The organism is Streptomyces solincola (assembly GCF_002982015.1).
GTDB classification, from domain to species: domain Bacteria; phylum Actinomycetota; class Actinomycetes; order Streptomycetales; family Streptomycetaceae; genus Streptomyces; species Streptomyces solincola.
The window spans coordinates 1-5,190 of record NZ_PVLV01000069.1 but is presented as its reverse complement, the minus strand read 5'-3'; the positions used below and the strand labels follow the sequence as shown (position 1 = coordinate 5,190).

The following is a 5,190-nucleotide window of genomic DNA, read 5'->3' as shown; positions in this document are numbered from 1 at the left end:
GGCGCAGCAGCCCCACGTCCCGGGGCCGCAGGTCCTCGGCGGTCCCCAGCTTCTCCCGCCCGGCCCGCCGCACCCGCGCGCCGACCGCCGAGGACCTGGTGCCCGGGGACGTGGTGCTGCTGCGCCCGCAGGACGTCGTCCCGGCCGACTGCCGGCTGCTGGAGTGCGAGGGCCTGGAGGTCGACGAGTCGTCGCTGACCGGCGAGTCGCTGGCGGTGCGCAAGGACCCGGCGCCGGTGGTCGCCGCGCACCTGGGCGACCGGCGCTCGATGGTGTACGAGGGGACGACCGTCTCCGCCGGGCAGGCGGTGGCGGTGGTGGTCGCCACCGGCTCCGGGACCGAGGTGGGCCGCTCGCTGGCCACCGCCCGGCAGGCCGCCCCAGAGACCGGGGTGGAGGCCCGGCTGGCCGCCCTGACCCGGGCCAGCCTGCCGATCGCGCTGGCCTCCGCCGGGGCGGTGGCCGCGGCCGGGCTGCTGCACGGCCGGCCGCTCGCCGCCAACCTGTCCTCGGCGGTGAACCTGGCCGTCGCCTCCGTCCCCGAAGGGCTGCCGTTCCTGGTCAACGCGGCCCAACTGGCCGCCGCCCGGCGGCTCGCGGAGGTCGGCGCGCTGGTGCGCAATCCGCGCACCATCGAGGCGCTGGGCCGCGCCGACGTGCTCTGCTTCGACAAGACCGGCACCCTCACCGAGGGCAGGCTGACGCTGGCCGGGGTCAGCGACGGCGGCGACGGGGTGGAGCCGGCCGCCCGGCTCGACCCGGTACGCCAGGAGGTGCTGGCCGCCGCCCTGCGGGCCACCCCGGCGGCCCGCCAGTCCGAGCCGATGGCCCACCAGACCGACCGGGCCGTCACCGACGGGGCCAGGGCCGCCAAGGTCGGCGTGCGGCAGGGGGCGCCGCGCTGGCAGCGCGGCGACACCCTCCCCTTCGAGCCGTCCCGCGCCTACCACGCCACCTCGGGCCGCACCTCCGGCGGCGGGCTGCTGAGCGTGAAGGGCGCCCCCGAGAACGTCCTGGACCGCTGCGCGCGGCAGCGCGAGGGCGCCCGGCGCACCCCGCTGGACTCCGCCGGACGGGCGGCCCTCGCGGCCCGGGCCGAGGAGCTGGCCGGGGCCGGGCGGCGGGTGCTGGCGGTCGCCGAGCGCCGGATGGCGGACGGCGAGGAGCTGACCGACGAGGCCGTCCGCGACCTGGTCTTCCTCGGCTTCCTCACCCTCGCCGACCCGGTCCGCAAGGGCGCCGCCCCGGCCACCGCACGGCTGCGCGCGGCCGGCGTGCACACCGTGATGCTGACCGGCGACCACCCGGCCACCGCCGACGCCATTGCCGCCGAGGTGACCGCAGAGGTCAGCGACGTCGCCGAGCCGAAGGTGATCACCGGCGGAGAGCTGGACGAGCTGGACGACGAGGCGCTGGACGCGCTGCTGCCCGAGGTGGACGTGATCGCCCGCTGCGGGCCGCACCACAAGGTGCGGATCGTCCAGGCGTACCAGCGCACCGGCCGTACGGTGGCGATGACCGGCGACGGGGCCAACGACGCGCCCGCGATCCGGCTCGCCGACATCGGCATCGCGCTGGGCCGGCGCGGCACCCCGGCCGCCACCGCCGCGGCCGACCTGGTGGTGGGCGACGACCGGCTGGAGACCATCGTGTCGGCGCTGATGGAGGGCCGCGCGATGTGGGCCTCGGTGCGGGCCGCGCTGGGCATCCTGATCGGCGGCAACCTCGGCGAGGTCGCCTTCAGCGTGCTGGTCTCCGGACTGACCGGGCGCACCCCGCTGGGCGCCCGGCAGATCATGCTGGTCAACCTGCTGACCGACCTGGCGCCCTCGCTCGCCATCGCGGTCCGCGAGCCGACCGGGCAGACCGCGCGGCGGCTGCTGAAGGAGGGGCCGAGCCGCTCGCTGGGCTCGGCGCTCACCGGCGAGATGTTGCTGCGCGGCGCGGTGACGGCGACCGGCGCGGGGCTGGCGTTCGGGGCGGCCCGGCTGACCGGCCGGCACCGGCGCGCCGGGACGGTGGCGCTGGCCGCGGTGGTCGGCACCCAGCTGGCGCAGACGCTCGCCACCGGCGGCCTGGACCGCAATGTGCTGGCGGCCAGCCTGGGCTCGGCGGTGGTGCTGGCCGCGGTGATCCAGACGCCGGGCGTGAGCCAGTTCTTCGGCTGTACGCCGCTGGGCCCGGTCGCCTGGTCCATCGCGCTGGGCGCGATCGCCACCGCGACCCTGGCGGGCACGGCGATCGGCCCGCTGGTGCGGCGCCGCCTCGAAGCCGCGGCGGAGGCGGCCCCCGACGCGGGCGCGGAAGATCCCAGCTCGGGTGCGGGTACGGCGGAGGGGCCGGCGGACGCGGTGTCCACCGGCCCCTCCGAGGGCGCCTAGTCCGTACGGCCGCGGGGCCGGCTCAGTTCCTGGGGTGCCGCCCGTACCCGTCCTCCGGGTGCTGATTGCCGGACCGCGGGACACCGCTCTCGTAGGGCTGCCCGTAACCCTGCGGCTGACCGCCCTCGTACGGCGGGCCGTAGCCCTGGGGGTACCCGTAGCCCTGCGGCTGGCCGCCGTCGTACGCCTGCCCGTAGCCCTGGGGGTGGCCGCCTCCATACGGCTGCCCGTGGTCCTGCGGCTGGCCACCGTACGGCTGCCCGTACTCCGGCCGGCCGTGACCCTGCGGCTGACCGCCGCCGTACGGGTCGCCGTACCCCTGCGCCTGGGCGCCGCCGTACGGCTGGCCGTAGCCCTGCGGCTGTCCGTAGCCCTGCGGCTGGGCGCCGGCCTGCGGGTAGCCGCTGGCCTCCTGGTACGCGGCAGCCTGCGGCCGGGCGGCGCCGTACGGCTCGCCGCCGGCGGGCGGCGGGACGGCGGCGGGGGCGTCCGGGCCCGCGGTGCCGGCCGCCTCGGCCCTGCGGCTCTGCGCGCGGGCCCGCAGGAACTCGATCACGATCGGCACCACGGAGATCAGCACGATCAGGATGAGGATGGCCTCGATGTGCTGGTGCACGAACTCGACCTTGCCCAGCGAGGCGCCCAGCAGGGTCACGCCCGCGCCCCACAGCAGGCCGCCGATGACGTTGAAGGTGATGAACGAGCGGTAGTCCATCCGGCTCACGCCGGCGATGATCGGCGTGAAGGTCCGCACGATCGGCACGAAGCGGGCCAGGATCAGCGACTTCGGGCCGTGCTTCTCGAAGAAGACGTGCGCCTTCTCCACGTTCTCCTGCTTGAACAGCCTGGAGTCCGGCCGCCGGAACAGCGCCGGGCCGACCTTCCGTCCGAACAGGTAGCCCACCTGGTCGCCGACCACCGCGGCCAGCACCACCAGGGTGCACACCAGCCACAGCGGGTGGTCGATGACCCCGGTGGTCACCAGCAGACCGGTGGTGAACAGCAGCGAGTCACCGGGCAGGAAGAACCCGATCAGCAGACCGGACTCGGCGAAGACGATGATCAGGACGCCGATGAGCCCGAAGGTCTGGATGAGGTAGTCCGGGGCCAGCCAGCTCGGACCTAGCGCAAGCGTGTTCACGAGTTCCGGACTCCCGGTTCGGTGGACGGAGGGCCGCCTTCCGACAAGGCGGCCCCCCAAATTATCAACTAGCCGTGCCGGTCGGCGTTGGCCGCGATGGCCGCCGCCAGGTGCGCGGCGAAGCCCGGCCGCATGGTGTCGTAGTACGCCGTGAAGCGCTCGTCGGCGACGTACATCTCGCCCAGGCAGCGGTGCATCGCGTGGTCGCAGGCGTAGTAGCTGCCGGTGATGTGCAGCCGGTGCTCCTCGGCCAGGTCCATGGCCCGCGCCCCGGTGGGCGGCTCGCCGGCGGCCATCGCCTCCTGGTAGCGGGCCGCCCAGTCGGCGGCCTCGGCCTGGATGCGCTGCCAGTCCGCCTTGGTGTAGCCGGCGGTGCGCCGGCGCGACTCGCGGTAGGCGTCGGTACCGCCCCAGCGCTCGCGCACCTCGTCCTCGTAGTACTCGGGGTCGTGGCCCCCGAACACCTCGAACCTCTCCTCGGGCGTGAGATCGATGCCCATCTTCTTCGCCTCCATGGCGTGCTCGACGGCCTCGGCCATCTTCCTCAGCTCGGCGATCCGGGCGGACAGCAGCGCGTGCTGGCGCCGCAGGTGCTCCCGCGGGTCCGCGTCCGGGTCGTCGAGCAGGGCCGCGACCTGGTCGAGCGGGAAGCCCAGCTCCCGGTAGAACATGATCCGCTGCAACCGGTCGAGGTCGGCCGCGTCGTAGCGCCGGTGGCCCGCGTGGCTGCGGCCGCTCGGCGAGAGCAGCCCGATCCCGTCGTAGTGGTGCAGCGTGCGCACCGTCACTCCGGCGAAACCGGCGACCTGTCCCACGGAGTAGTCCACGGCTCCCCGCTCCCTTCTTCCTCGGTACGCGACCCAGCCTGGGTCCTCACGCGACGTGAGGTGCAAGCGCGCTCGCGGACGGGGCGGCCGGCGGGTGCGGAAGAGCCGGTCAGCGGGTGTCGCCGGGGTGCGGGACGCCGGTGGCGTACGGGTTCTCCTGGCCTTCGGCGAGGATGCCGACGAAGGTCTCGCCCTCGCCGGCGAAGGTGTACGCCCCGGCCTCCAGCCGGCCGATCAGGCCGCGGGTCCAGGCGGCGCCGGTGTCGGCGGAGTCGACCCACAGGTTCATGATCTCGCCGATGTGGCCGAGCTGGCCGGGGCCGTCGGCGGGCGTGTAGTACGCGGTGACCGACTCGCGCCAGCGGGCCAGCGCCGCCACCCGCTCGGCCAGCAGCGCCAGCACCTCGGCGCGCTCCAGTTCCGTCATGAAGCCGAGCGCCCCGGAGAGCGCGTCCGGGCCGGCGTCCGGAGTGGACAGCGCGGTGCGCAGCAGGGTGAGGAACTCCCGGGAGCCGGTCTCGGTGATCTCGTACTCGGTGCGCGGCGGGCCGCCGGCGGTGCTGGGGGCGGTCTCGTAGGCGCGCAGCAGTCCCTGGCGTGCCATCTGCTTGAGCGCGTGGTAGATCGAGCCCGGCTTGGCGTTGGACCACTCGTGCGCGCCCCAGTACTCCAGGTCGTTGCGCACCTGGTAGCCGTGCGCCCGCCCGTGCTGGCGGACCGCCCCGAGGACCAGCATCCGGATCGCCGACATCCGCCCCTCCTCGTCCCGTGCCCGTGCCCCGTACCGATGCGATCAGGGTACGGGGCACGGGCACGGGACGAGGAGGGGCGGATGTCGGCG

The 5,190-nt window shown here is 75.2% G+C and carries 4 protein-coding genes; 1 reads left to right on the top strand and 3 read right to left on the bottom strand.

Features of this window, described 5'->3' with window-relative positions; translation table 11 throughout:
• The coding region (locus C6N75_RS04925) for a cation-translocating P-type ATPase (RefSeq protein WP_146132486.1) at positions 1-2,381 on the top strand (2,381 nt) is incomplete at its 5' end.
• 22 nt (positions 2,382-2,403) lie between these two features.
• Here the strand turns inward: C6N75_RS04925 and C6N75_RS04920 are convergent.
• From C6N75_RS04920 to C6N75_RS04910, 3 genes are all read right to left on the bottom strand, one after another.
• Positions 2,404-3,522, bottom strand: coding sequence for a DedA family protein (locus tag C6N75_RS04920; protein WP_105867602.1), 1,119 nt, complete (start codon positions 3,520-3,522; stop codon positions 2,404-2,406).
• Positions 3,523-3,590: 68 nt separating this feature from the next.
• On the bottom strand, positions 3,591-4,349 hold the full coding sequence (locus C6N75_RS04915) for a MerR family transcriptional regulator (RefSeq protein WP_105867601.1): 759 nt from the start codon (positions 4,347-4,349) through the stop codon (positions 3,591-3,593).
• Between the two features lie 109 nt (positions 4,350-4,458).
• Positions 4,459-5,100, bottom strand: coding sequence for a PadR family transcriptional regulator (locus C6N75_RS04910; protein WP_105867600.1), 642 nt, complete (start codon positions 5,098-5,100; stop codon positions 4,459-4,461).
• Positions 5,101-5,190 lie beyond the last annotated feature (90 nt).